Raw genomic sequence first — 24679 nt, forward strand, 5'->3', positions numbered from 1 at the left:
CCTACCAGCTTTATGTGCTGATCAGGAACTAACCCTTAGTCGAATGACTTGGAGGGATAATAGGCTTCATTCGAGAAAGTTGTTTTTAAACAGATGGTTGCGTGAGCGTATGGTGGCTTGCAACAGGGCGGGATTCGACTAAAGTCGTGCAAGGTCAGTGCCGCCAGACGCCCCTTGCAGGCTTTTTCGTCGCGTGTGGTTGCACATCGGGCCATTCATGCCAGATCAGATGGAACCGCGATTGTCCCCGATCCCTGCCGATCCCTGAAATGCGGCTGCACATCGCATCATGGCCGTTATCGGGGGGAAATTGCCGGTTTTGGTTCTTTGCCGTTGTTTGTAAGGGGCAGCTCGGTTACAAACGGCGCACAATATTTGCCCCGCAATTATGGGGCGCGGTTCATTTTGGATGGGGAATTTAATGGCATCCTATCAGTATATCTACGTCATGAAGGACCTGACCAAGATCCTTCCGGGTGGTCGCGAACTTTTCAAGGGCATTACGCTGTCCTTCCTGCCGGGCGTTAAAATCGGTGTTCTCGGGAATAACGGTGCCGGTAAATCGACGCTGCTTAAAATCATGGCGGGCATCGAAAAGGATTACGCCGGTGAAGCATGGCCGGCAGAGGGTGTGAATGTCGGCTACCTTGAACAGGAACCGCAACTGGACCCGGCAAAAGACGTTTTGGGCAACGTGATGGAAGGGTGCGGGCAGATCGTTGACGATCTGGCGCGTTTCAACGACATCAGTGCCAAATTCGCCGAACCGATGACCGACGATGAAATGAACGATCTGCTGGCCGAGCAGGGCGAACTTCAGGAACGCATTGATGCCGCCAATGGCTGGGATCTGGAGCGGACGCTGGAAATTGCGATGGATGCCCTGCGTTGCCCGCCCAAAGATGCCGACGTGACCAAGCTTTCAGGTGGTGAACGTCGCCGCGTCGCACTTTGCCGTCTGCTTCTGGCCAAGCCGGACATTCTGCTGCTTGACGAACCGACCAACCATCTTGACGCTGAATCCGTTGCCTGGCTTGAACGCCACCTCGAGGACTATCAGGGCACTGTTATTCTGGTTACTCACGATCGTTACTTCCTCGATAACGTGACCGGCTGGATCCTTGAGCTCGACCGTGGTCAGGGCATCCCGTATGAGGGCAACTATTCATCCTGGCTTGAACAGAAACAGAAGCGTCTGGCGCAGGAAGCCCGTCAGGAAGGCAACCGTCAAAAGCAGCTGGCTTCGGAACTGGACTGGATTCGTCAGAACCCGAAAGGCCGTCAGGCGAAATCCAAGGCCCGTGTTCGTGCCTATGATGATCTTGTTGCAGAAGCCGCAAAGGCCGTGCCGGATTCGACCAAGATCGTTATTCCGGTGTCCGAGCGTCTGGGCAATGAAGTGATCACCGCCGAAGGCCTGACCAAGGCATTTGATGACAAACTTCTGTTTGAAAACCTTGATTTCCGCCTGCCGCCCGGGGGTATCGTGGGTGTGATCGGTCCGAACGGGGCGGGTAAAACCACGCTGTTCAAAATGCTGACCGGTGCCGAAACCCCGGATGCCGGAACGCTTAAGGTCGGTGAGACCGTCAAGATGGGCTATGTTGATCAGTCGCGTGACTCGCTTGATCCGAATAAGACCGTCTGGCAGGAAGTGTCCGATGGCCTCGACGAGATCCTTCTGGGCAAACGTCCGATGAGCTCGCGCGCCTATGTGTCGCAGTTCGCCTTCAAAGGGGCCGACCAGCAGAAAAAAGTCGGTCAGCTTTCAGGTGGCGAGCGTAACCGCGTCCACCTTGCCAAGATGCTGAAATCGGGCGCAAACGTTCTGCTGCTTGACGAACCGACCAACGATCTTGACGTTGATACATTGCGTGCCCTTGAAGAAGGTCTGCTGGAATTTGCCGGTTGTGCTGTGGTTATCTCGCACGATCGTTTCTTCCTTGACCGTATCGCCACCCACATCCTGGCCTATGAAGGCAATTCGCATGTCGAATGGTTTGAAGGCAACTATCAGGAATATGAAGCCGATTACAAACGCCGTTACGGTGAAGAGGCCACCCGCCCGCACCGCATCAAATACAAACCGCTGACCCGCGGTTAATAAGGGCGTTCATCGCTGCTGTGATCAGATCAGGGCCATCCGGGGTTTCCGGGTGGCCCTTTTTGCTGCCCGGCATTTGCCATTTTTTTACGCCATGAGGTCATTCTGGTTATGATGACTGGCAGGTTTTGGGTGCAAATCGTTTCAGATGATAGACAGCTTGAACGTGCCCGGGACTGGGCGCAACGGTTTCACGCAGGCCAGGTGGATAAGCTGGGCCGTCCCTATATTGACCATGTAAGCGATGTGGCACAAAGGGCCAGTCTGCATGGGCATGAGGCCGAAATCGTTGCCTGGCTACATGATATTGTCGAGGATACACCCGTTACACTGGCCGAAATTGAAGAAACCTTCGGGCAGACCATTCGCGAGGGCGTGGAAGGCATGACGCGGCGGGCGGGCGAAGACTATTTTGACGATTACCTGCCCCGTTTGCAGCACAACGCCCTGGCCCGTATCGTGAAGCTGGCCGATATGCAGCACAATATGGCGAAGCTTGACGATTTGTGCGCGGTAAATCCTGAGGATGCCAAGCGTCTTGCGGAAAAATATGCGCGGGCAATGGCGTTTTTAACCGGCGCGGTTATCCATACAGGCTCGCAAACATAAAGCACCCTTTCCCCCGATGGCTGATGTGCCCGGTGTTGCCGGGTAAAAGAAAACGGCGGTCCGTCTGAACCGCCGTTTGATCAGGATATTTCAGGTTAATGCCTGCCTGTTTTAGAAATTCCAGCTCGCCTTCAGGGTTGCCGTCTGGCTTTGATAGCCGGGGCGTAATTCACCATCATATTCCAGTCGAATATCCGTGCTGTCCGTTGCGGCCAGCGACAGGGCAGCACCGATATGCACGCCGTCGGACGGCAGGCCTTCGGTTTCAACCGAATAGGCAGCACCACCGATTTGCCCGGTCGATGTCTGGGCGCTATCGGTATAGTCATGCACCCATGCTGCCGAAATTTCCGGGGTCAGCATGCCATAGGCGGTATCAAACTGCCATTGTGCGCGTGTGCCAAGTTCCTGGGTCACAACATCGCTGTTTTGCGCATCAACCGACAGATTGGCCGATCCGGCCCCGGTTTCGTCATAGGACTCGTTGCGGGCATGGATCCAGCGCAGGCTGGCAAAGGGCGTAAGGGTGGTATTGGCGCCGACGGAAAAATCATACCCGGCCCGGGCGCGCGCCATATATTGCTGGCCGTCATAATCGGCACTGGCGGTCTGGCCAAGGAAAGAAACATTGCGCTTCTGGTCAAAATGGTTCCAGCCCATTCCGGCCTGTCCATCAAGGGCCAAACGTCCCAGCCGATAGGTGCTGTAGGCGGTCAGTTGGTAACTGTCCAGACGCTGGGTTGAGCCGCTGGAATCGTTGCTGCCATCGGTCCAGGATCGCAGCCAGCTCAGCGCGACACCGCCCAGCAGGTTCGGGGTGATCAAATGGTCAAAGCCCGATGTCAGGCCGAAACTTTTGCTGGTAAAGCCATCATTGTCCGAACTTCCCGCCAAATGGGATGATCCACCCAGGAACTGGCCCCAAAGCGCACTATGTGCGGTGTCATTCCCGGCAGCCTTGCCCGTCCCGGCATAGGCCCCGCCATCGCCGCCCATCACCAGTTGCTGGTGGGCATCCACCGCACCCAGCACAATCGAGGTTGCCTGGGCCGACATTTGCAGGGTGTTGGCGGCATTGGCCGGGGCCAACTGCTTGATCGCGGCCCCCTTTTGCTGTTCGGTGGGCAGGCTGTCAATCACGGCAAGAACATTGCTTTGGAAGGCCTGCGCCTGAGGCGTGGTTTCACCGTTCAGTTTGTCAAGCACACTGCCCAGCGAGGATGCAACCCCGCCCGTGGCTTGCCCGACCGGGCTATATTTGCCTGATCCGCTGGAATCAGCAGTCAGTTTTACGACCAGATTACCGCCATTATTCTCGGTCGTTGTCGCGGTCAGCCCGTTGGTACCTGTAACCGAAATAGATGTGATGCTGGTATCGCCACTTTCATCACCAACGCTAACAATCGTGTAGGTATCACCAACTTGCAGGTTACTGCCCTGAAGCACCAGTGTGGTATTGCTGATATTGGCCTGGCCGGAAACATCAAGGGCACCATGGCTGCCGCTAGTGATGGAGGACACCAGCCCGCCGCCGGTTTGGGTATAGTCGCCGGTGATCGAAATGCTATTGGACAGTTTGATCGTCGCGTTATTGACCTGAACCTTGTGGCCGGTGACGTTCACATTGTTATTCAGCCAAATAAAGCCACTATTGAATGTCAGATCGGCATTGTTATGGCTGATTGATCCTACATTGCTGCTCACGGAGCCACCTGACTCTCCGGTAAACAGCCCATAGGAGGATGACGAATCACCGCCCGAAATGGTCATGCCAGTCGTGCCGTTATTGCTGATGTTACCTGCAATCGTGCCGCTATTGGTGATAGCACCTAAGCTTGCGTTTGTGTTGGTCGATATCGCAGTGGGCGCAACAATCGTTCCAGTGTTGTTGATGTTACTTACATTTGCGGTGCCGTTGAGGGAAACGCCAGCAGAACCAGCCCTGATGGTACCATTATTGGTGATTGTACCAATAGACGCGCTACTGGCCGATATGCCTGTTGACCCACTGGAAATCAGTCCGGTCGATCCGTTGGTGATTCCTGTGATAGTGGCGTTAGGGCCAACCGATACTGCCGAAAAAACGGTTGCGCCAGAGGCCGCTATCGTTCCGTTATTGGCGAGTAATCCGGCTGACGCGCCGGATATGGACACGCCGGGGTTGCTGGCACCTGATAGGGTAACCCCGCTATTGACAATAAGATCGCCTCCTGTCCAATTGACACAATCCAAGTTGGCGAGAACTGTCCCCCCTGATGTGGACAAGCAGCTAGCTGCTTGCGCAGATGGCACGATTGACGGTGCCAGATTTAAGGCAAGCACCGAGGCACCGAGTAGTAAGCGTTTGTGGATCATGCTATATCCCCATATGTAGCATAAAACGCCTTAAACAGCCGAACGACCTGATTGTAAAATTCAACGCGAAATTCCACTTGGCGCGTGCAGCCTGATGCTTTCTAGCGTTTTGGTAGTAGATTGATCGTATAAATATCAGAAGTTTGGTTTTTATACTATAATAATAGAATCTGACATTTTCTGACAAATCAGTCTTTTAAACGCTGTTTTGCAGTCTTGAAACTTGACGGAAGAGGAAAGCTGCGGAGCAGGGGACTGGGGTACAGGCGAGGACTATTTTGATGCCCTGTTTGGCACAAAATGCTACGCCAGGAACGGGCATAATGGTGCCAATTAAGACAAATTGCTTTAATTGGCCGTGCCAAAAATAAAGGCCCGCAGGCATAAACCGGCGGACCTTTTGGTGAATTGGCAAGATGATTTTCTTGACGCCACAGGACGCCCTCGGAGATCAGTTCTCGCCGATTTTTTGTTTCAGCATGTCGGTCAGGGCCTGAACCTTGCCGCCATTGTTCTGGATCACGGACGCGAATTCGTCGCGCTGGGTGATCCCCATGCTAATACCTTCGATGGTGACATCGATGATGCGCAAATTGCCGTCAAATTCCCGCAGGCGCCAAACGATTTTGACAGGCGGTCCGTCCGGGCGGATGACCTGGGAATTGACAAAAATGTCTTTGTTGTTTTCGGTGTAATCGCCAACAACAAACTTTTCGCCATCAAAATCCTTGAATTTGCTGGCATAGTTGAGCGCGAGATATTTCTGGAGCAGATCGGCAAAATTGGCCAGTTCCTGGTCTGAAAGGCTGCGCCAGTAACGCCCGAGAACAAAACGGGCCACCTGGTCCATTTTGAAATATTTGTCCATCAAATTGACAAAGCGTTCCTTGCGGTCGTTATCGTCAATTTTTTTGCCAGCCAGTTCGGAAATGGCCTCGTCACCCAGCGAGCGGATAAAATCGCTGGGATTTTGGGCTGCGGCAATTTCCTTAACCTGCTGCGGGCCAGCAGTATGTGTTGCCGCCACGGCACCCTGGCCGAAGGGAATGGCAACACCTGCCGAGGCCATCATCAGACCGGCAATCAAAAAGCGTCCATGTATGTGTTTCATTTGTCTCCTGCCGGGGCATCTTGATCGTCGAAATCAAACGAAGCATTCATGGCATTATTTTGGCCGTCATTCATGACCGGGCCACCATTGCGGATGACACTGTTGCGGTGCTGCCGGTAAAGGCTGCGCAATGCCGCATAGTAATCCAGCGACGTTTGTTTGAGCTGTTCAAGGTTGTCATTGTTGCGGTAGCGAAAGTCAACCGCACCGGCAACTGTTCCCCCGTAATAGGCCGCAGCGACCTTGTCGCTGTTATCCGCGCCATATGTGAACGGATTCATCAGATAGTCAGTGACCATGCCCGTCGTATCGCGCAGGTTGGACGGACCAAATAGCGGCAATACGATATAAGGACCCGCACCGACCCCGTAATGCCCCAGAGTCTGGCCGAAATCTTCGTCGCGATAGGGAATGCCAAATTCGGTTGCGACGTCGTTAAAGCCCAGCAGACCAATGGTGGAGTTGACAATAAAACGCTGGAACGACGCTGCTGCCTGATCAGGATCGCCCTGGAACAGGGCATTGATTGCGTTAATCGGTTCGCCAAGGTTATTGGCAAAGCTTCTGACCGAATTTTTCACCGGCTGTGGTGCAATATCGCCATACCACATGGCCGCCGGATACAGGATCAGGAAATCGACAGCACCATTTACATTGTGCACCACCCGATTCACAGGTTCGATCGGATCAAAATCGGTTTGGTCCTGTGCCGGCTGAGTCGATGCACAGGCTGCCAAAACGGACAGAGACGCCCCAACACAAAGTGCCCGTATATTTTTCAGATTCATTTTTTTCGCCAACGGTTTACAAATCCATTTTCAAGGTCCCCGACTGTATCCCCGGATACAGATTTAAACCGGATTGCTGGTATTGGAACCCCGCCGGTCATCAAACCTGCATCCTGCGATACCGCATATGCCCCGTATATCATGTGGTTAGCATATGAAGGTTTTAAATGCCAGTCAGCAAAAGAGAGATAAGGAGACTATCCTCATGGCTGTGGTAATTAAGTCACATCATCGGTGAGGAGATGCGCTTTTTGCTTGAATAAATATAAATATATCTTTATATGTGCATGAGAAACCGGGAGGGTGATCATGGAACAGGTTCTGGCAGGATTGCGCGCCGCCGCAGAAGCCACACGATTGCGGCTATTGGCAATTTGCGCGGAATGCGAACTGACGGTCAGCGAAATCACGCAGATTATCGGGCAAAGCCAGCCTCGTGTGTCGCGGCACCTTAAACTGCTGTGCGAGGCAGGGCTGTTGGTACGTTTCCGCGAAGGAACCTGGGTTTTTTATCGCACCCCGCATAGTGGCCCGGGGGCTGAGCTGGTGGCGCCTGTTTTAAACCTGCTGCCGCGCGATGATGAAGTGCTGTTGCTGGATCGTACCCGCCTGGATCAGGTGAAAAAGCAGCGTGAACAGGTTGCCACCGAATATTTTCGCGCCAATGCCGGTGAATGGGATACCATCCGGTCCCTGCATGTTGACGAGGCCGAGGTGGAAGCCGCCCTTCTGAACACACTTGGCAATCTTGAAGGCAAGCGTATTCTTGATATTGGCACCGGTACGGGCCGGGTGCTGGAGCTTTTGGGCAAATCCGCCGCCGAAGGGGTGGGCGTTGATATGTCGCGCGAGATGCTGGCCGTGGCGCGTGCCCGCCTGCAACGTGCGGAACTGGCAAATTGCCTGGTGCGCCAGGCCGATATGTATCAATTGCCTTATCCTGATGGCGCCTTTGACGTGATTACCCTGCATCAGGTTTTGCATTATGCCGAGAAGCCCGAAACCGCGATTGCCGAGGCCGCGCGCCTGCTTGCCCCTGGGGGAACCCTGCTGGTGGTTGATTTTGCCCCGCATGACCAGGAAGAGCTGCGCGAACACCATGCCCATCGCCGTCTCGGCTTTGATGACGGGGCGATGAAGGACTGGTTTGCATCCTCCCGGCTGGCGATGGATGACGTGATCAATCTGCCGGGCAAGCCGTTGACGGTGTGTCTGTGGTGCGGCCATGCCGACCGCGGCGCGATCGCCGATCCCGGCACGGGGCAGGCTGCCGAATAGCTGCCCGAGACTTTAACAATACCAGACAGCCCCGGCATCGACTTGATAGGCGGGCTTGAAAATAACGGACGTTGCCTGCAAGGGCATTTGAACACAAGGTAGACGACAATGACGCAATTGCGTGACACCACACATCAAACCGCCGCTAACCGTCGCGATTTGCGGGTTTCCTTTGAATTTTTTCCGCCCAAAACGGAAAAGATGGAAGAAACCATGTGGCGTTCAATCCATCGCCTTGCGCCGCTGGCACCGTCTTTTGTGTCGGTCACATATGGGGCGGGTGGTTCCACGCGGGACCGCACCCACGCCAGTGTGACCCGTATTCAGCGCGAAACCGGTATTCCGGCCGCCGCACATTTGACCTGTGTGGGCCATACCCGGGGCGAGATCGAACGTATTGCACGCACCTATTGGGATGAAGGCATTCGGTCCATTGTGGCCCTGCGCGGTGACTTGCCTGATGCGGGGGACACCTATGTGCCGACCCCGGGTGGTTATGATTATGCCGTTGACCTGGTTGGCGGGCTTAAAAAAATTGCCGATTTTGATATTTCGGTTTCAGCTTATCCCGAAACGCATCCCGATGCGCCAAGTGCCGATTTTGAAATTGAGTATCTGAAACGCAAATTTGATGCCGGGGCTGATCGCGCGATTACCCAGTTCTTTTTTGACAACGAGGTTTTCCTGCGTTTTCGCGATAAATGTGCCAAGGCTGGCATCAGTGCACCGATTGTCCCGGGTATTCTGCCTGTCACCAATTTCGCCTCGCTTCTTAAATTTGCCGGGATGTGCGGTGCCAATGTACCGGCACGCCTGCATCACCGGTTTGACGGGCTGGACGATGACCCCGATACCCGCCGCATGGTCGCCTTTCACGAGGCCATCTCCCAGGTGGAAGGGCTGATTGCCGAAGGGGTAACGGATTTTCATTTCTATACCCTGAACCGGGCCGAACTGACCTATGCGATATGCCATGCGCTGGGCATTCGCGCCAAACAGGTTGCTCTCTCTGCCTGAGAAACCGATATATAAGGCGCCTTTGCGCCGCTATGATACACAGACAGGATATGCCGTCATGACTGATCGCCAGAAACGTATTGCCCTGCTTAAAGAGCGCGCCGAAAAGAAAATCCTGATTCTGGATGGCGCAATGGGCACCATGATCCAGAAGCACAAGCTGACTGAGGAAGATTATCGCGGTGAACGCTTTGCCGACTGGAAGCAGGATTTGAAGGGCAATAACGACCTTTTGTCCCTGACCCGGCCAGATATTATCAAGGATATTCATCTGCAATATATTGCCGCCGGGGCCGATTTGAACGGCACCAACACCTTTAGTGCCACCACCATCGCCCAAGCCGATTACGGCATGGAAAGCCTGGCTTATGAAATCAATTATGAAAGTGCCAAACTGGCCCGCCAGGCCTGCGATGAATGGGAAGCCGCCCATCCCGGCGATGTACGTTTTGTCAATGGGGCCATCGGTCCAACCAACCGGACAGCTTCCATCTCGCCCGATGTGAACAATCCCGGCTTTCGCGCCGTAACCTTTGACCAGCTTGCAACCGCCTATAAGGAAGCGGCAAATGGCCTGTTGGATGGCGGGGCGGATACGTTGCTGGTTGAAACCATTTTCGATACGCTAAATGCCAAGGCGGCCCTGTTTGCCATTGCCGAAGTGATCGAGGAACGGGGCGAGGATGTGCCGGTCATGATTTCGGGCACGATCACCGATGCCTCGGGCCGGACCCTTTCAGGTCAGACGACCGAGGCGTTCTATAATTCGGTACGCCATGCCAAGCCGTTTTCGATTGGCCTTAATTGCGCCTTGGGCGCAGCCCAGCTTCGCCCCTATGTGGTTGAACTTTCGCGTGTTGCCGAATGCCGCGTTTCGGTTTATCCCAATGCGGGCCTGCCTAACGAATTTGGCGAATATGACCAGACCGACAGTGAAATGGCCGCCTTGGTCAAGGAATGGGCCGAAAGCGGCCTGATCAATCTTCTGGGCGGGTGCTGCGGGACAACGCCGCCCCATATCAGGGCGATTGCGCAAGCCGTGCAGGATTGTGCCCCGCGCAAAGCGCCCAAACTGACGCCGCATATGCGTCTGTCGGGACTTGAACCGTTTGATGCCGCCTAAGAGCAAAGCCGAGAGAGACTGAGAGAACGATGTCCGAAATATCCAGATTCATCAATATCGGCGAACGCACCAACGTTGCGGGCTCGTTGAAATTCAAGAAGCTGATCGTCGAGGAAAACTACGAAGCAGCCCTTGATGTGGCCCGCGAACAGGTCGAAAACGGTGCCCAGATCATCGACATCAACATGGATGATGCGATGCTTGATGCGGAATCGGCGATGGTGAAGTTCATCAATCTGGTGGCGGCAGAGCCCGACATTGCCCGTGTGCCGATCATGGTGGACAGTTCCAAATGGAACGTGATCGAGGCGGGCCTGAAATGCCTGCAGGGCAAGGGCATCGTTAACTCGATCAGCTTGAAGGAAGGGCCGGAACCTTTTATTCGCCAGGCAAAGCTGTTGCGCCGTTATGGGGCCGCCGTTGTTGTGATGGCCTTTGATGAAAAAGGCCAGGCTGACACGGTGGAACGCAAATTTGAAATTTGCCAGCGCAGCTATCGGGTGCTGGTCGATGAAGTCGGCTTCCCACCCGAAGACATTATTTTCGATCCGAACATTTTTGCCGTCGCCACCGGGATCGAGGAGCACGATAATTACGCTGTTGATTTCATCGAAGCCTGCAAGCTGATCAAGGAAAACCTGCCTTACGCCAAAATTTCCGGCGGGGTTTCCAATGTGTCTTTTTCGTTTAGGGGGAATAACCCGGTACGTGAAGCCATGCACTCGGTATTCCTGTATCATGCCATCAAGGCCGGCATGGATATGGGCATCGTCAATGCCGGGCAGTTGGTGGTGTATGAGGAAATACCGGCCGAACTGCGCGAGCGGGTCGAGGATGTGATCCTGAACCGCCGTTCCGATGCCACCGACCGTTTGCTTGAAGTGGCCGACAAATATAAAGGCACGGGCGGCCCGGAAAAGAAAGCCGACCAGGAATGGCGCAAAAAGCCGGTTAATGAACGCCTGGCCCATGCCCTGATTAATGGTATTGCCGAATTTGTCGAGGAAGATACCGAAGAAGCCCGCCAGCAGGCCGACAAACCCCTTCATGTGATTGAAGGCCCGCTGATGGATGGCATGAACATTGTGGGCGACCTGTTTGGTGCGGGTAAAATGTTTTTGCCCCAGGTGGTGAAATCCGCCCGGGTGATGAAAAAGGCCGTGGCTTATCTGATCCCCTATATCGAGGCAGAGAAAGACGGCAAGCGCGAAAGCAACGGTAAAATCCTGCTCGCCACCGTGAAAGGCGATGTGCACGACATTGGCAAAAATATCGTGGGCGTGGTCCTGCAATGTAACAATTTCGAGGTCATTGACCTTGGCGTGATGGTACCAACCCAAAAGATTATCGAAACCGCCAAGGCGGAAAAGGTTGATATGATCGGCCTTTCCGGGCTGATTACGCCATCGCTGGAAGAAATGACCTTTGTGGCCGCCGAAATGAAACGCGAGGGGCTGGATATTCCGCTTTTGATTGGCGGGGCAACCACATCGAAGGTGCATACCGCTGTCAAAATCGCGCCGAACTATGACAAGGCCGTGGTTTATGTGATTGACGCATCACGCGCCGTGGGTGTTGCCAGCAAGCTGGTTTCCGAAACGCACCGCGACGTCTTTGTCAGCGAATTGCGCAATGAATATCTGGCAATGGCCGAACGCCATGCGGCCCAGCAGTTGCAGAAAAAACGTTTTGCCCTGGCTGATGCACGCGCCAACAAGGCGCAACTGGATTGGGATAACTTCACCCCGGTTGCCCCGGCAAAACCGGGCCTGACGGTGTTTGAGGATTTTGATCTTGCCGAACTGATGAACCGGTTTGACTGGAAACCGTTTTTTGAAACCTGGGAACTGCATGGCCGTTTTCCGGCCATTCTTGATGACGAGGTGGTGGGTGAAACCGCCCGTAACCTTTATGCCGATGCCCAGGCGATGCTGAAACGCATTATCGATGAAAAATGGTTTAAACCGCGCGCTGTTGTTGGCCTGTGGCCGGCCAATTCGGTGGGTGATGATATTGAAATCACCCCGGCACCGGATGGTAACGAACCGATCACCATTCATACCCTGCGCCAGCAGATGTATCGCGAAAACAACAAACGCCCCAATCGCGCCCTGGCCGATTATATTGCGCCCAAAGATAGCGGCAAAACTGATTATATTGGCGGGTTTGTTGTAACGGCCGGGCCGGAGGTTGAGGCCATTTCCAAAAAAATGGAAGCCGAGCATGACGATTATAACGCCATCCTTGTGAAGGCATTGGGCGACCGCTTTGCCGAGGCCTTTGCCGAAACCATGCACGAAAAGGTCCGTCGTGACTTGTGGGGCTATGCCAGCGATGAAAACCTGTCCAACGATGATTTGATCGCCGAAAAATATCAGGGTATCCGCCCGGCACCGGGTTATCCAGCCTGCCCGGACCATACCGAAAAGGGCACGTTGTGGAAATTGCTGGATGCGGAAAAACATACCGGCGTGTCGCTGACGGAAAGTTTCGCCATGACGCCGACCTCATCGGTCAGCGGCCTTTATTTTGCCAACCCGGATGCCAAATATTTTGGTCTTGGCAAAATTGAACGTGACCAGGTGGAGGATTACGCCAAACGCAAGGGGATGGACCTGTCGGTCGCCGAACGCTGGCTGGCCCCGAACCTAAATTATGATCCGGCACGTTGATATAACGATTTGATATAAAACGGAAAATTTAATCCTGCCCTGCACCCCGTCGGCTTTGTCTGGCGGGGTTTTCTTTTTCTTTATATATCACGCTAAGTGTGATATTTTTAAGCGTAATCAGGAGGAAAGCGCTTGAGGGTTTTTCTAAACAAAAGTTTCAGACGCTTTGCCAGAAAAGAAAAAATATCCCATGCCAAGTTGCTTGAAGTGGTTGGAGATGCCAGTCGCGGTATTATTGATGCCGATCTTGGTGGGGGCGTGCTTAAGCAGAGAATAGCACGCCCGGGTGAGGGTAAATCAGGTGGCTATCGGGCCATTATATTTTTCCGTCGTCATGAGCGGACTTTCTTTATTTATGGTTACGCAAAAAAAGACCTCGATAACATAACCGAAGAGGAACAATCCGATTTCAGGAAACTGGCAGGTCACGTTCTCGGTCTTTCAGATGAGACGCTCGTGAAGCTTCTTGAAAAGAAGGATCTTTTTGAAATTACCAAAAGTAAAAATGGTGAACAGGATGACAAACAGAAAAAATCACCGAAGTGATGCGTTTGCCGCCATTCATGAGACCGCCGAGGCGCTTTATGGCGTGGGCGCAATTGACAAGCAGACCATGCGCGAATTTGACGATAGCTGCCTGATGCGTGTTGATGATCTTTCGCCATCCGCTATCAAGGAAATCCGTGAACGGGAAAGCATTTCGCAACCTGTTTTTGCCCGGTATCTTAATGTTAGTCGAAATCTGGTCTCTGACTGGGAACGCGGGGTTAAAAAACCGGGAGGGCCGGCATTAAAGTTGCTGACGATTGTTCAGAAAAAAGGATTAAAGGCGATTGCCTGATATGTCTTCCCCTTCATCCTGTGACGGGCTTCAGGATGAAGGGGGCATGTCGCAAGATTTTAGTGGGTCGGGCGGAATAATCTGCCCTTTTCCGTGATCAGGACAATGATCAGGCACAATCCTCCCAGCGTCAGATAGCCTGTCACGATGGGAATAACCGTGCCGTTGAAGTTTTGGCCGACAATCGTGCCGCACATCACGCCAATCAGGGTGGTGTAAAAGCCAAGCAGCGAGGATGCTGTTCCGGCAATCGCGCCAAGCGGTTCCATTGCCAGTGAATTGAAGTTTGGCATTGTCAGCATGAAGGCGAAATGGGCAATGGTCAGACCAACGCCAAACATCCAAAGTGGTGGCACGCCATCAAAGGCCAGGGCAATCGCCAGATTGACCGCGCCCATTGCGATAAAAACGCACAGGCCGAAATGCGAAAGTTTGTGCATCCCGATTTTGCGCACCAGGCGCGCATTGACGAACGAGGCCACACTCATGGCGGCGGCAACCAGGCCAAATACAACGGGAAACCAGTCGCCCAGCTTGTAAATCGAGGAATCAAAAATCTGTTCGGCCGATCCGATATAGGACATCAGGCAGCCAAAACACAGGCCCATTGCCGTGCCATAGCCCAGTGTCTGGCGTGTGGTTGCCGTAACACGGAAATCCCGCAGGATCCGGCGGATTGAAAGTTTGTGGCGATATTCCGGATGCAGGGTTTCGGGCATGCGCAATTTGTACCAGACCACCAGAATCAGAACCAGCAGCAGCATGAAACCGAAAATAAGATGCCAACTGCCAAAGGACAGGATCAGGCCGCCGCTGGCCGGGGCAAAAACCGGGACAATAATGAACACCATCATCACCAGCGACATCACGCGCGCCATGTCGCGCCCCTCGAAGCAGTCGCGAATGATGGTCAGGGTTAAAATACGCGGGGCGGCAGCGCCCAGCCCCTGAATAAAGCGGGCGATTAGAAGGTGGTCAAAACTGTCGGCAAAAAACGATAGCAGGGTACCGATGGTGTAAATGAACAACCCCAGCATCAGGGTTATTTTGCGGCCATATACATCGGCCAGCGGGCCATAGACAATTTGCATCAGCGAAAAGCCGATCATGAAAATGAACACCAGAAGCTGGATTTCATTGGGATCGGACAGGGCAAAATCCTGCGAGATAGGGCCAAAAGCCGGAAGCAGATTGTCAATGGAAAGCGCGACCATGCCCATTGTCAAAGCCATCAGTGTGATGAATTCGGCAAAAGGCGGTATGGGGCGGGACGTGGATGTTCCCGTCGATTGACTGCTGGTCATTAACTGAAAGTCCTGAAACAAAGGTTTGGGGCACATATGATATGCACCTGATTTGTTTGTAAGAATGGGGCATTGAACAGTCAAAGATCAATGCCGTTTTTGAATGGCTTTAACCATGTGTCACACAGACCGGTACCATTTGGGCAGAAAATGTACAAATTTGGGTCTTCGGTACACAGTCTCCTGACAGATAAATTGACGGTGGCGGATCGGCAATGCGATATACTCGTTAAGGGTGTGAATTTTTAATGCACCCGCATTTTGGGGCAGGGGGTATTTTGGCCGGAAATTCGCTGCGAAATCTGCGTGTTTTTGTGGGGTTGCGTCGTCTTCTGAAAGGCGAACAGCTTGTTCTGTCCATTTTGGCCCTGGTGGTCGGCACCCTGGTCGGGGCAATGGCAATTGTCTTTCGCGAGGGGCTTTTGCAAATTCAGAAGCTGGGCTATGGCTCCTCGGACGAGGCGGTGCATTATTTTCTTAAAACCCTGCCGGCCTGGCATTTGATCCTTGTTCCCACACTGGGCGGGCTTTTGATTGGCCTGTTTATTTATTATTTTATGTCCGAACGGCGATCTTTGGGGGTGGCCGATGTGATTGATGCTGCCGCCTTTCACGATGGCCGCATGTCCGCGCGCAGCGGGATCAAGGCCGCCCTGGTCAATGTGGCCTCTCTGGGCTGCGGGGCGTCATTGGGCCGTGAGGGGCCGGTTGTGCATATGGGGGCCACCATTGGTTCGTGGTTGACCCGTGTTTTGCATTTGCGCCGAAGTGCGGCACGAACCCTTCTGGGCTGCGGGGTGGCATCGGCGGTGGCGGCATCGTTTAATGCGCCGTTGGCCGGGGCCCTTTTTGCCCACGAGGTTGCCCTGGGCCATTATGCCCTAACCGCCTTTGCCCCGATTGTGCTGGCCTCGGTCAGCGGGACCATTTTAACCCGGCTTTATTTCGGGCATGACGTTGCCTTTTTGATCCCCGCCCATGAAATTGCCTCTTTTCTGGAATTTCCCGCCTTTGCCCTGCTCGGCGTTTGTGCCGGTGTGCTGAGCGTTCTGGTGGTGCGATCCGTCGGCTTTACCCAGCAATTCATCCGCGCAGCCCGCATTCCGGTTTGGGGGCGGCCTGCTTTGGCGGGGCTTGCCGTGGGGGTGATGTCGGTGGGATATCCCGAAGTGGTCGGCGTGGGCTATGGCGCGATGAATGATGCGTTATACGAGGTTTATTCCTGGTCGCTGCTAAGCCAGCTTCTGGCGGTAAAGGCGGTCTTGGTGGTGATCTGTCTTGCTTTTGGTTTTGGCGGTGGGGTGTTTAGTCCGGCGCTGTTTTTGGGCGCGATGCTGGGCGGGGCTTTTGGCCTGACGGCAACGGCCGTTCTGCCGGATTTATCCTCCGGTCACGGGGCCTATACGCTGGTGGGCATGGGGGCCGTGGTAGCCGCCATGCTTGGCGCGCCCATTTCCACCACGTTGATTATTTTTGAACTGACTGGTGATTATGAATTGACGATTGCGGTAATGGTGGCATCGGTGATTGCCTCCATGATTGCCGACCATGCCCAGGGCGGGTCGTTTTTTAGCTGGCAGTTGCGCCAGCGCGGGCTAAGCCATCGCTGGGGGCGGGAGGTTAATTTGCTGCGCAGCCTGAAGGTGGGCGATGTGATGTCGCGGCAATTTGCCACCGTTTCGCCCGACGAGCCGATCAGTCGCCTGCGCGAAAAGCTGATCAATGCGCCCTATAGTGAATTGTTCGTGCTCGATGATGCAGGTAAATTGCTGGGCACCATTACCCTGGCCGATTTGCGCCATGCGGCCTTTGACCCCAATATTGGCGATGATGTTACCGCCATCAAACTCGCGCGGGCCAAACCGCCCGCCCTGTGCCGTGAAGACAGCATCGAACATGCCATTCGCCTGATGGAACAGACCGGCGAAGAACACTTGCCGGTGGTTGCCAATACCGAAGACCGGTTGATGATAGGCTTTGTCCATGAAAAGGATGCCATGATGGCCTATAATCGTGCCCTTCTGGAATTGCACGGCGAAGAACGCGGCGATGCCCCGCCAAAATTGTTTTAGAGTTGCCGGGCTGGAACGCGCCTTATAAATCGCACATTCTGGCAGTGAAACATCTGTCGGAAGTTCCCGTTTTGTTGCACATTGGCAAAAGCCATACTGGCCCTGTCTGTTTCGCGTGTTATATATGCTGCCATGACTGATGATCCCTTTGAAATCGACGAATACAGCTCTGCCCCGGACATGCGCCTGGAAAAGGCACCAACACCGGGATACCTGACCACGCTGAATGCGGAACAGCGCGATGCCGTTGCCACGCTGGACGGGCCTTTATTGGTGCTGGCCGGGGCGGGAACGGGCAAAACGCGCGTTTTGACCACGCGCCTGGCCCACCTTTTGGAAACCAAAGGGGGCGCGCCGGAATATCTGCACCCGCAGCAGATTTTAACCGTGACCTTTACCAACCGTGCCGCACGCGAAATGCAGGAACGTGTGGCCGCCACCCTGGGCCGCCCGGTGGAGGGCTGGTGGCTGGGCACCTTCCATTCACTGGCCGCCCGTTTGTTGCGCCGCCATGCCGAACTGGTGGGGTTAAAATCGAACTTCACGATTCTCGATACCGATGACCAGATCCGCCTGCTCAAGCAGATCATGGAAGCCGAGCAGATTGATGTAAAAAAATGGCCCGCCAAACAATTGATGGGGATCATTCAACGCTGGAAAGACAAGGGCTTAACGCCGGATCGTGCGAGCGAGGGCATGGAATTTGCCAATGGGTATGCCCAGCAGCTTTACCGCATTTATCAGGAACGTTTGACGGTTCTGAATGCCGCCGATTTTGGCGATTTATTGCTGCACTGCCTGACGATTTTCCAAAAGCATCCCGAAGTGCTGCGCCAGTATCAGCAAACATTTCGCTATATTCTGGTTGATGAATATCAGGATACCAACGTCGCCCAGTATTTGTGGCTGCGCGCAATGGCGATGGTTCATCGCAATATTTGCTGTGTTGGCGATGATGACCAGGCGATCTATAGCTGGCGCGGGGCGGAAGTTGGCAACATCCTGCGTTTTGAAACCGATTTTCCTGGGGCCCATGTGGTGCGACTGGAACAGAACTATCGCTCCACACCGCATATTCTGGCCGCGGCATCACAATTGATTGCCCATAATTCCGGCCGTTTGGGCAAGGAACTCTGGACCGAAATTGATGCGGGCGACAAGGTCCAGGTCAAGGGCGTGTGGGATGGTGAATCCGAAGCACGCCTTGTGGGCGAGGATATTGAAGCCCTGCAAAGCAAGGGAATCCGGGCGTCGCAAATTGCCATTCTGGTCCGGGCCGGGTTTCAGACCCGCGAATTTGAAGAACGCATGATCACGCTGGGTGTACCCTATCGTGTGGTTGGCGGCGCACGGTTTTATGAACGCCAGGAAATTCGCGATGCTATCGCCTATATCCGCCTGATTGCCCAGCCCGATGACAGCCTGGCCTTTGAACGTATTGTCAATGTACCCAGGCGCGGCGTGGGCAAGGTTGCCTTGCAAACCCTGCATCAATATTCGCGCGATCAATCGGTGTCACTGCCGCGTGCAACGCGGGAGCTGATTGATACCGAGGAACTGAAGCCCAAGCTGCGCAAGGATTTGTCGGTTTTTCTGGCCGATTTTGACCGCTGGCGCGCGCTATTGGCGGAAAAAAGCCATGTCGAGGTTTTGGAAATCGTCCTTGATGAAAGCGGTTATACCGATATGTGGCGGGCATCAAAGGAAATTGATGCACCGGGCCGCCTGGAAAACCTCAAGGAACTGGTTTCCGCGATTGGAGAATTTGAAAACCTGACGACATTCCTGGAGCACGTGTCGCTGGTGATGGAAAATGACCAGTCCGACGAGCGGGAAAAGGTCACGATCATGACTCTGCACGCCGCCAAGGGGCTGGAATTTGACTATGTCTTTTTGCCGGGTTGGGAAGAGGGCGTATTTCCCCATCAGCGGGCCATGGATGAAAGCGGGGTCAAGGGGCTGGAGGAAGAGCGACGTCTGGCCTATGTCGGCATTACAAGGGCGCGCAAACGCGCCACCGTTACCTATGCCGCCAATCGTCGCATTTATAACCAGTGGCAAAGTGCGCTGCCGTCGCGCTTTGTTGATGAATTGCCATCCGATCATATTGAGCGCATCAGCGATACCGGCCTTTCGCAGGGCAAAGGCAATGTATCGCCCGGCGCCTGGGGTGCCGATGACTGGATGAAGCCACCAAGCTGGGCCAATGAGGGTGATCATAATGGTGGCTACAAATCACAGAAAAACACATTTTCGGATCGCAAATTTGCCAGTTCCGGCTGGCAGGACCGGGTGCGTAAAAATGTGATTGATGTTGCGCCCGATGGCGAGGCGGTTTTCACCACGCGTGCTGGATCATCGAAATACAAGGTTGGCGACAAAGTGCGGCATCGTAAATTTGGCCCCGGTATTGTGCGTGCGGTGGATGGCAACAAGCTGGAAATCCATTTTGACGATGTTGGCACCAAAAAGGTTGTCGACAGTTTTATTCTGCCGGGTTAAGCCGGGGGAAATTTTAATCGGGCGCGCAGCGGCGCGACTTTCAAACCGGTTGCAAACCAGGGCAACCGCGATCAACGAGATGCAAAATGACCGAAACTGTGCGTTGCTATAATTTCTCCTTTACCGTCAAAGGGGCCCATGTCGAAGCCTTTGCCGAGGCATTGTCAGACTATTGCGATGCCCTGTCGCATTCCGAACTGACCAGCGAGCCCGATACTGACTGGCGGGTGGAGGGTTTTTCCGGCACCGAAATTGACAAACCAGGTGTTGAAACGGCGGTGTCGCTGATGGCATCGGCCCTGGGCGCGGAAACCCCGGTGGTGGAGTTTGGCAGTTACGAACCCAAGGATTGGGTGAGTGATAATTTGCGCAGCTTCAAGCCAATTTCGGTGGGACGGTTTTATGTGCACGGGTCGCATTGGGATGGCGACGTGCCGCTGGCAAAAATCGCCCTTCAGGTCGATGCCGGTCTGGCCTTTGGCTCTGGCGAACATCAAACCACCAAGGGGTGCCTTGCCGCGATTGACTGGCTGGCAAAATACGGCCCGCGCCGCAATGCGCTGGATATGGGCTGTGGTTCGGGTATTTTGGGTATGGCGTGCGCCAAAACCTGGAACTGCCCGGTCATGATGGCCGATATTGATGCGCCGTCGGTTCGGGTGGCACGCGAAAATGCCAAAATCAACAAGGTTGCCGGGCTGATCACGGCCCTGCATTCCAACGGTTTCGCAGATGTCCGCATTCGCGATGCTGGTTATTATGACATTGTGTGCGCCAATATCCTTGCGCGTCCGCTGCGCAAAATGGCCTATGAACTGGCAAATACCCTGTCGGATGACGGTGTTGTGGTGCTCTCAGGCCTGCTTGCCCATCAGGAACAGTTTGTTCTGTCGGCCTATCGCGAAGTCGGCCTGACCCTGCTCAACCGTTTCAAGGTTGAAAACTGGACCACACTGGTGGTGGGCTAACGTTTACCGCGCATAAAGCCAAAATATTTGCCCTGCCATTTGCCTATGTGAATGGCAGGGCTTTTTTATGATTGGATTTTTAACGCCCGCCTGAAACATCAATCAGGGCGCCGGTAACGAAGGAGGATGAATCCTCCATCAGCCACACAATGCTTTCGGCAACTTCCTCGGCGGTGCCGGTGCGGCCCAGCGGGCAGTTTGGGCCTAGCTCCGCTGCACGGTTGGGGCGGCCGCCGCTGGCATGAATGTCGGTCTCGATAATGCCGGGGCGCACGCCATTGACGCGAATGCCTTCTGGCCCCAGTTCCTTGGCCAGGCCAATTGTCAGGCTGTCAATCGCGCCCTTGGACCCGGCATAATCGACATATTCGTTGGGTCCGCCCAGCTTTGCCGCCATTGACGAAATATTGACAATCACTCCGCCCTTGCCATCGCGGGACCGCGCCATATGGCGGGCGGCTTCGCGCGCGACGATATAGGCGCCCAGGATGTTGGTATCAAAAATACGTTCCATCCGTTCAACATCCATATCCATCAATTTCATTGCCGGGGCGACGATCCCGGCATTATTGACCACGGCATCAAGGGTGCCAAAGGCATCCAGCGCAACGGTAAACAGGGAAATGATGTCTTCTTCGCGGGCAACGTCGCAGCGTTTGATAATACATTCACCGCCCGCCTTTCGGCAGTCATTGCGGGTTTGCTCGGCAGCGGCCTTGTTGCCGACATAGCTGATGGCGACATTCCAGCCACGTTCGGCACATAAAAGGGCTGTGGCCCGGCCAATTCCGCGTGATCCACCGGTAATCAGAACTGTTTTCGGCATGTTTCTTCCCCGTTTTCTTTCGGGGCAAACTATTGCAGGTTCAACTGTTTGGAACAAGCCATAGCAAGAAAAGACATTGGGATGAAAAGCGAAACGGCTCCGCCGGGGAAGGACGGAGCCGTTTCTGAGGGAAACAAAAAAAGACCACAAGGAAAGTGAACCTCAATCCTGCGTGCCGTCTGCAAGGGGACAATGGCAAACGGGCGGGAAGGTCCAGTCAGTCCCGGTCTGCGGTCAAGTCGCTGGCGGGGAGGCCAGCATACCCGGATTGCATCACATCGCCCGACTGGGCACTGCCTGTATCAAAACCGAGCGCAATGCGTTCCTGATGGGAAAGGCGCTCAAGGCCATCATAGGCTGTCTGGCGACGGCGTGACTGGGCAACACTTTGCGCAGTAAATGGAAAACGGACCACCGTTTATTGTCTCCTGCAAATTGATGGCCCGGCGGGTCATCTTTTTGTCATGCACATGTCATAGTAAAAAAACGTTAACTTTTGTATTGCGAACTGTGCAGGGCTTTCATACCTGATGCGCATGTGAGGCCATATGGCGGGACAAATGGCTGAAAATGCAGGCTTGTATATAATAGGCAAAAACCCGTAATCTCGCCGCACTTTATGACCCTGTTCCCCTGTCGGACCATCAAAAAGGATTTCCCATGACCTATTCGGGCGATGCGCATTTGGCTGCTTTGTTAAAAAAGGATGGTATCGAAAAAGACCTTGCCGCAATTGTTGATCTGATAGACGGGGTACTGGCGGCAGCCAATGGCGACAGCCGGGCGGACTGGTTTGATTTGGTGGGGCCCAATCTGTCGCCTGATACCAAGGAAGCCCTTTTGAACCTGCGTGATGAACGCAAGGGCAGCTTTTGCAATGCCGCCGATGGCTTTGATGCCGCCGAACGCATTGCGCAATTGCGGACCTATCTGGCCGCCAAGGGCATTGATGGCTTTATTGTGCCGCGCGCGGATGAACATCAGGGCGAATATGTGCCTGCCCGTGCGGAACGTCTGGCCTGGTTAACCGGCTTTACCGGCTCCGCCGGGGCGGCGGTTGTGTTGCAGGACCATGCCGCCATTTTTGTGGATGGCCGTTATACCATTCAGGTGCGCCAGCAGGTGAATGGCACGCTGTATCAATATCGCCATCTGGTCAATGAACCGGCAGTTGGCTGGATTTATGACCATCTGGAAGCCGGGCAGAAGCTGGCCTATGACCCGTGGTTACATACCGTTGCCCATGCCGACCAGCTGCGCGAAGCCTGCGAAAGTGCCGGGGCTGAACTCGTCGCGATTGATCCCAACCCGATTGATGCCCTGTGGCACCAGCAACCCGCCCAGCCGCTGGCCCCCGCCCGCCCGCATTTGCTGGAATATGCCGGGCAGTCCAGTGCCGAAAAGCGGGCCACCATTGCCAAGGCGCTGGAAACGCTGGAATGCGAAGCCGCGGTTATTTCAGCGCCTGACAGTATTGCCTGGCTGTTAAACATTCGCGGCGGCGATGTGCCGCAAACGCCGCTGATGTTGGGATATGCGATTATTGATAAAACCGGCGCAGTAGACCTGTTTGCCGATGACCGCAAATTCGCCCCCGAAACCCGTGACTGGATTGCAGGCGATGCCACATTGCGCCAGCCCGGTGAACTGGCCGACGCCCTGCGCGGTTTGGGCAATGGGTCTGTCCGGCTCGATGAAGCAACCGCATCGGACTGGTTGCGTATGCAATTAAGCAAGGCCGGGGCAACCGTGCGGGTGGGGCGCGACCCGATTGCCATTCCCAAGGCGATTAAAAATGCGGTGGAACTGGAAGGCTCGCGCAAGGCGCACAAGCGCGATGGCGAAAAAATCATTCGTTATTTTGCCTGGCTGGAGAAGGCCGCCGCAGACGGCACCCTGGATGAAATGCGGGCGGCTGACAAATTGCTGTCCCTGCGCGAGGAAGACCCGCTGTTTCGCGACAGCAGCTTTACCACCATTCCCGGCAGCGGGCCGAATGGCGCGATTTGCCATTATCGCTGCATCCCGGAAACCAATCGCAAATTGCAGCCTGGCGAAATTTTCCTGATCGATTCCGGCGGGCAATATATTGATGGCACCACCGACATTACCCGCACTACCATTATTGGCACGCCCAGCGATGAAATGCGCGACCGTTTCACCCGTGTGCTGAAAGGGCATATCGCCCTTGCCACGGCCAAATTCCCGGTCGGTACCACCGGCCCGCAGCTTGATACCCTGGCACGCAAACCACTGTGGGATGTGGGCCTGGATTTTGACCACGGCACCGGCCACGGCGTTGGCAGTTATTTGGGGGTGCATGAAGGACCGCAACGCATTTCCAAGGCGGCCAATAAAATTGCCCTGAAGCCGGGCATGGTTCTGTCAAACGAGCCGGGATATTACAAGGAAGGCGAATATGGCATTCGCATCGAAAACCTGATCGCCGTGATCGAGCTTCCGGCACCAGAAGGGGCGGAATTGCAGGTACTGGGGTTTGAAACCCTGACCTTTTCCCCCATTGAACGCCGCCTGATTGATGCCAGCCTGCTTGATGATGCGGAACTGAACTGGCTGAACGATTATCATGCCCAGGTTTACGCCATGTATGAAAACGACCTCGATGATGAACATCGTGACTGGTTGAAACAGGCAACTGCACCGCTTTCCAGGGATTAAGCAGGGGAAGGGTGCTGTCCCTTTCGGCCCCAATGGCATAAAGACGCGCCAGTATCGACATGATGCTGGCGCGTTTTGTTTGGCATGATTTATGGGGATGCCGGGCAAAACGTTGGCGGAATCCGCATTGGCAGCAAAATAGTTGCCGCCAGAGTTTCATCGTATCAGGCTAATTCAATGTGAAAAACAAGTGATGGATACGCCTTATGGTGGGTGTGCTTCTTTATAAGCATCTGAAAATAAAATATTTTATTGATATTGGTCAGGGTATCGAAAAACTTTGTAGGGGTCGCAGGAAAACCGATTTGAAAAAACCTCGAAATCTGACGGATACTTTGACGAACAAATCAATCTGAAACACCTGCCTGACGGGGCCGCCTGGACAGCCGGTCAAGGGCATTTATGACAAAGACGGTCACGGATGGCAGGA

At 54.4% G+C, this 24679-nt stretch carries 19 protein-coding genes; 13 read left to right on the forward strand and 6 right to left on the reverse strand.

Features of this window, described 5'->3' with window-relative positions; all coding sequences use genetic code 11:
• The first annotated feature begins 421 nt into the window (after nucleotides 1–421).
• Nucleotides 422–2104 carry an energy-dependent translational throttle protein EttA gene (gene ettA / locus TH25_RS12035; protein WP_114088671.1) on the forward strand — a complete coding sequence of 561 codons (1683 nt, stop codon included), beginning with the start codon at nucleotides 422–424 and terminating at the stop codon, nucleotides 2102–2104.
• A gap of 132 nt (nucleotides 2105–2236) precedes the next feature.
• A complete protein-coding gene (locus tag TH25_RS12040) occupies nucleotides 2237–2713 on the forward strand; it encodes an HD domain-containing protein (RefSeq protein WP_220151404.1) in 477 nt (158 codons plus the stop codon).
• 111 nt (nucleotides 2714–2824) lie between these two features.
• On the opposite strand, the gene TH25_RS12045 is transcribed toward TH25_RS12040, so the two are convergent.
• Nucleotides 2825–4417: an autotransporter family protein gene (locus TH25_RS12045; protein WP_220151405.1), complete on the reverse strand. Its 1593-nt coding sequence runs from the start codon at nucleotides 4415–4417 to the stop codon at nucleotides 2825–2827.
• 64 nt (nucleotides 4418–4481) lie between these two features.
• On the opposite strand from TH25_RS12045, the gene TH25_RS24915 reads away from it, so the two are divergent.
• Nucleotides 4482–5087, forward strand: a complete 606-nt coding sequence (locus TH25_RS24915) for a hypothetical protein (RefSeq protein ID WP_181847591.1) — start codon at nucleotides 4482–4484, stop codon at nucleotides 5085–5087.
• Nucleotides 5088–5519: 432 nt separating this feature from the next.
• Here TH25_RS24915 and TH25_RS12050 read toward each other — a convergent pair whose 3' ends face one another.
• On the reverse strand, nucleotides 5520–6179 hold the full coding sequence (locus TH25_RS12050) for an MlaC/ttg2D family ABC transporter substrate-binding protein (protein WP_114088673.1): 660 nt from the start codon (nucleotides 6177–6179) through the stop codon (nucleotides 5520–5522).
• Nucleotides 6176–6967 (reverse strand): MlaA family lipoprotein, encoded by a 792-nt coding sequence (locus TH25_RS12055; protein ID WP_114088769.1) that lies wholly within the window; start codon nucleotides 6965–6967, stop codon nucleotides 6176–6178. Before TH25_RS12055 ends, TH25_RS12050 begins: the two co-directional genes overlap by 4 nt.
• A gap of 309 nt (nucleotides 6968–7276) precedes the next feature.
• Between TH25_RS12055 and TH25_RS12060 the strand changes: the two genes are divergently transcribed.
• The 6 genes from TH25_RS12060 to TH25_RS12085 all read left to right on the forward strand — a co-directional run bounded on the left by TH25_RS12060 (nucleotide 7277) and on the right by TH25_RS12085 (nucleotide 13898).
• Complete coding sequence (locus tag TH25_RS12060; protein ID WP_114088674.1) at nucleotides 7277–8245, forward strand: ArsR/SmtB family transcription factor; 969 nt, start codon at nucleotides 7277–7279, stop codon at nucleotides 8243–8245.
• A gap of 108 nt (nucleotides 8246–8353) precedes the next feature.
• Nucleotides 8354–9262, forward strand: a complete 909-nt coding sequence (metF, locus tag TH25_RS12065; protein WP_114088675.1) for a methylenetetrahydrofolate reductase — start codon at nucleotides 8354–8356, stop codon at nucleotides 9260–9262.
• 58 nt (nucleotides 9263–9320) lie between these two features.
• On the forward strand, nucleotides 9321–10385 hold the full coding sequence (locus TH25_RS12070) for a homocysteine S-methyltransferase family protein (protein WP_114088676.1): 1065 nt from the start codon (nucleotides 9321–9323) through the stop codon (nucleotides 10383–10385).
• A 29-nt stretch (nucleotides 10386–10414) separates the two neighbouring features.
• A complete protein-coding gene (gene metH, locus TH25_RS12075) occupies nucleotides 10415–13057 on the forward strand; it encodes a methionine synthase (RefSeq protein WP_114088677.1) in 2643 nt (880 codons plus the stop codon).
• 132 nt (nucleotides 13058–13189) lie between these two features.
• A complete protein-coding gene (locus TH25_RS12080) occupies nucleotides 13190–13603 on the forward strand; it encodes a type II toxin-antitoxin system RelE/ParE family toxin (protein ID WP_114088678.1) in 414 nt (137 codons plus the stop codon).
• Nucleotides 13575–13898, forward strand: a complete 324-nt coding sequence (locus TH25_RS12085; protein ID WP_114088679.1) for a helix-turn-helix domain-containing protein — start codon at nucleotides 13575–13577, stop codon at nucleotides 13896–13898. The genes TH25_RS12080 and TH25_RS12085 overlap by 29 nt, the downstream gene beginning before the upstream one ends.
• A 59-nt stretch (nucleotides 13899–13957) precedes the next feature.
• Here the strand turns inward: TH25_RS12085 and TH25_RS12090 are convergent, their stop codons facing one another.
• Nucleotides 13958–15202, reverse strand: a complete 1245-nt coding sequence (locus tag TH25_RS12090; RefSeq protein WP_114088680.1) for a multidrug effflux MFS transporter — start codon at nucleotides 15200–15202, stop codon at nucleotides 13958–13960.
• 248 nt (nucleotides 15203–15450) lie between these two features.
• Here TH25_RS12090 and TH25_RS12095 point away from each other — a divergent pair, with 248 nt between their 5' ends.
• From TH25_RS12095 to TH25_RS12105, 3 genes are all read left to right on the forward strand, one after another.
• Nucleotides 15451–17274 carry a chloride channel protein gene (locus TH25_RS12095; protein ID WP_114088681.1) on the forward strand — a complete coding sequence of 608 codons (1824 nt, stop codon included), beginning with the start codon at nucleotides 15451–15453 and terminating at the stop codon, nucleotides 17272–17274.
• Between the two features lie 132 nt (nucleotides 17275–17406).
• Nucleotides 17407–19776, forward strand: coding sequence for an ATP-dependent helicase (locus TH25_RS12100; protein ID WP_114088770.1), 2370 nt, complete (start codon nucleotides 17407–17409; stop codon nucleotides 19774–19776).
• 86 nt (nucleotides 19777–19862) lie between these two features.
• On the forward strand, nucleotides 19863–20744 hold the full coding sequence (locus TH25_RS12105; RefSeq protein WP_114088682.1) for a 50S ribosomal protein L11 methyltransferase: 882 nt from the start codon (nucleotides 19863–19865) through the stop codon (nucleotides 20742–20744).
• 79 nt (nucleotides 20745–20823) lie between these two features.
• Here the strand turns inward: TH25_RS12105 and TH25_RS12110 are convergent, their stop codons facing one another.
• Nucleotides 20824–21570, reverse strand: a complete 747-nt coding sequence (locus TH25_RS12110; protein WP_114088683.1) for an SDR family oxidoreductase — start codon at nucleotides 21568–21570, stop codon at nucleotides 20824–20826.
• A gap of 217 nt (nucleotides 21571–21787) precedes the next feature.
• Nucleotides 21788–21985, reverse strand: coding sequence for a hypothetical protein (locus tag TH25_RS12115; protein WP_114088684.1), 198 nt, complete (start codon nucleotides 21983–21985; stop codon nucleotides 21788–21790).
• Nucleotides 21986–22230: 245 nt separating this feature from the next.
• On the opposite strand from TH25_RS12115, the gene TH25_RS12120 reads away from it, so the two are divergent.
• Complete coding sequence (locus TH25_RS12120) at nucleotides 22231–24249, forward strand: aminopeptidase P family protein (RefSeq protein WP_114088685.1); 2019 nt, start codon at nucleotides 22231–22233, stop codon at nucleotides 24247–24249.
• Nucleotides 24250–24679: the final 430 nt, after the last annotated feature.

The organism is Thalassospira profundimaris (assembly GCF_003326755.1).
Lineage (GTDB): Bacteria > Pseudomonadota > Alphaproteobacteria > Rhodospirillales > Thalassospiraceae > Thalassospira > Thalassospira profundimaris_B.

What these genes read in the sequence shown, in the direction of transcription:
- metH (WP_114088677.1), top strand. Translation starts at nt 10,415, where the DNA reads ATGTCCGAAATATCCAGATTCATCAATATCGGCGAACGCACCAACGTT.
- TH25_RS12110 (WP_114088683.1), bottom strand. Translation starts at nt 21,570, where the DNA reads ATGCCGAAAACAGTTCTGATTACCGGTGGATCACGCGGAATTGGCCGG.
- TH25_RS12105 (WP_114088682.1), top strand. Translation starts at nt 19,863, where the DNA reads ATGACCGAAACTGTGCGTTGCTATAATTTCTCCTTTACCGTCAAAGGG.
- TH25_RS12055 (WP_114088769.1), bottom strand. Translation starts at nt 6,967, where the DNA reads ATGAATCTGAAAAATATACGGGCACTTTGTGTTGGGGCGTCTCTGTCC.
- ettA (WP_114088671.1), top strand. Translation starts at nt 422, where the DNA reads ATGGCATCCTATCAGTATATCTACGTCATGAAGGACCTGACCAAGATC.
- TH25_RS12060 (WP_114088674.1), top strand. Translation starts at nt 7,277, where the DNA reads ATGGAACAGGTTCTGGCAGGATTGCGCGCCGCCGCAGAAGCCACACGA.
- TH25_RS12085 (WP_114088679.1), top strand. Translation starts at nt 13,575, where the DNA reads ATGACAAACAGAAAAAATCACCGAAGTGATGCGTTTGCCGCCATTCAT.
- TH25_RS24915 (WP_181847591.1), top strand. Translation starts at nt 4,482, where the DNA reads ATGCCAGTCGTGCCGTTATTGCTGATGTTACCTGCAATCGTGCCGCTA.
- TH25_RS12095 (WP_114088681.1), top strand. Translation starts at nt 15,451, where the DNA reads ATGCACCCGCATTTTGGGGCAGGGGGTATTTTGGCCGGAAATTCGCTG.
- TH25_RS12100 (WP_114088770.1), top strand. Translation starts at nt 17,407, where the DNA reads ATGACTGATGATCCCTTTGAAATCGACGAATACAGCTCTGCCCCGGAC.
- TH25_RS12090 (WP_114088680.1), bottom strand. Translation starts at nt 15,202, where the DNA reads ATGACCAGCAGTCAATCGACGGGAACATCCACGTCCCGCCCCATACCG.
- TH25_RS12070 (WP_114088676.1), top strand. Translation starts at nt 9,321, where the DNA reads ATGACTGATCGCCAGAAACGTATTGCCCTGCTTAAAGAGCGCGCCGAA.
- TH25_RS12050 (WP_114088673.1), bottom strand. Translation starts at nt 6,179, where the DNA reads ATGAAACACATACATGGACGCTTTTTGATTGCCGGTCTGATGATGGCC.
- TH25_RS12120 (WP_114088685.1), top strand. Translation starts at nt 22,231, where the DNA reads ATGACCTATTCGGGCGATGCGCATTTGGCTGCTTTGTTAAAAAAGGAT.
- metF (WP_114088675.1), top strand. Translation starts at nt 8,354, where the DNA reads ATGACGCAATTGCGTGACACCACACATCAAACCGCCGCTAACCGTCGC.